This is a genomic window from Thiohalophilus sp. (assembly GCF_031581315.1).
In the GTDB taxonomy this organism is placed as follows: domain Bacteria; phylum Pseudomonadota; class Gammaproteobacteria; order UBA6429; family Thiohalophilaceae; genus Thiohalophilus.
Genome location: NZ_JAVLAZ010000176.1, coordinates 1 through 1976, shown reverse-complemented (window position 1 = coordinate 1976; position 1976 = coordinate 1). Strand labels below are relative to the sequence as shown.

At 59.2% G+C, this 1976-nt stretch carries 2 protein-coding genes; both read left to right on the top strand.

The annotated features are described in order from the left end of the window. A partial coding sequence (locus RI563_RS13310; protein WP_411293590.1) for an NAD-binding protein occupies positions 1-752 on the top strand: 752 nt, incomplete at its 5' end. 151 nt (positions 753-903) lie between these two features. Beyond that, a complete protein-coding gene (gene prmC, locus RI563_RS13305) occupies positions 904-1752 on the top strand; it encodes a peptide chain release factor N(5)-glutamine methyltransferase (RefSeq protein WP_411293591.1) in 849 nt (282 codons plus the stop codon). Positions 1753-1976: the final 224 nt, after the last annotated feature.

Below are 1976 nucleotides of genomic sequence, written 5' to 3'. Positions count from 1 at the left end.
ATGAGGCGGCATTACTGGTGCCGCTGACCTTCATGGTCATCATCGGCACCGTGGTATTGCAAAGCGCCACCTCGCGACTGTTTGCCACCTGGCTGGGCGTGGCCGAACCGGAGCCGCGCGGCTTTCTGATCATCGGCGCCAATCCGGTGGCGCGCACCATCGGCCAGGCCCTGCAGGAGCAGGAGTTCAATGTGTTGTTGACCGACACGACCTGGGAGAACATTCGTGCCGCCCGCATGGCGGGCCTGCCCACCTATTACGGCAACCCGATTTCCGCCCACGCCGATCAGTGCCTGGATCTGGTGGGGATTGGTCGCATGCTGGCTCTGTCTCCCATGGCCGATGTCAATGTACTGGCCGGGCTGCGTTTTCGCCGTGAGTTCGGTTCCGGATCGATCTATACGCTGCAGACCGCGCAGGAGAAAGATGCCCCCGACAAGCTCATCGCCGCCGAAGAGCATCGCGGTTACCGGTTGTTTGGCGAGGCTATCACCTTCAGCAAACTCTCCAGCCTGATCAGTCAGGGCGCCGAGATCCACGACACCCGGCTGAGTGACGATTTCAGTTTCGAGGATTTCAAAAACAAGTATGGGAAACGGGCTACGCCGCTATTTGCCATTGACCCGCGTGGCCGGATTCAGGTGTTTGTGGTGGATGGCAAACTGGCGCCGGATACCGACTGGGTTCTGCTCAGCCTGATCGAACCGAGCGAGGAAGAAAAAGCCAGAGCGCAGGAGGAAAAAGAGAAATAGCGCCTTGAATGATTTTTTCACCACGTCCCGCAGGCCGGAACAAGCGCAGCGGTTCCGGCAAAAATATCGAGCCGGTGGTGAACAGGCATGAATATCCTCAAATCCGATTCAGTTATAATCCCTCCATGTGTCATACGATTTTCCCATCATGTTGATAACCGTCAGCCAGCTGCTGGACGCTGCCCATCGACGCCTGCAGGCGGTGTCCGATTCGGCGCGCCTGGACAGCGAGCTGTTGCTGGGCCAGGTGCTGCAACAATCCCGGACCTGGTTGCATACCTGGCCGGATAAACCGGTCGAGGCAACACAACAACAAACTTTTGAAGCTCTGCTGCAACGCCGGCTTGCCGGCGAGCCCATCGCCTATATTCTGGGCGAACAGGATTTCTGGTCATTACGTTTAGCGATCTCGCCGGAAACTTTGATCCCACGGCCCGATACCGAGCGGCTGGTGGAACTGGCACTGGAACGCATACCGCCGGAAGCCGACTGGTTGATTGCCGATCTGGGCACCGGTAGCGGTGCCATTGCCCTGGCACTGGCCGCCGAACGCCCGCGCTGCCGGATCCTTGCGACGGAACTATCGAACCAAGCGCTTGATATGGCACGGGCCAATGCCGCACGTCACCAGTTGAACAATGTGCAGTTTATCCAGTCCGACTGGCTGAGCGGGATTCCGAACTCGCAACGCTTCGATATGATCGTCTCCAACCCGCCGTATATCTGCGAGGCCGACCCGCACCTCAGCCATGGCGATGTCCGTTTTGAACCCCAAAGCGCCCTGACCGCCGGCGCCGACGGTCTGGACGCCATCCGGCTGATACTCGAGCAGGCAGGCCCCCGTCTGCTGCCGGGCGGCTGGCTGTTACTCGAACACGGCTATGATCAGGGCGAAGCAGTGCAGCAGCTGTTACGTGCGGCCGGTTATGGCGAAGTGGCTGATTTTATTGACTACGGCGGCAATCCGCGGGTGACCGTCGGCCAGCGACCCGCCGGGTAATTCAGCAAACGCTTATTTACAGGTGAGCTATTGACCCCTTCGGCGATCGGTTTAGGATAAAGGACGTGTGAACAGGTCAGCAGGCATGCTGTGATCAAGCAACGCGATATTATTTTTCATACCCTGCATCCCGAGCCCAATCCGGCGCGTTCCGCCGCCCTGTTGCTCAATGACGTCGACGGCATCCAGCATGTCGAGGCCCCGACCGATACCCGCCTGATGGT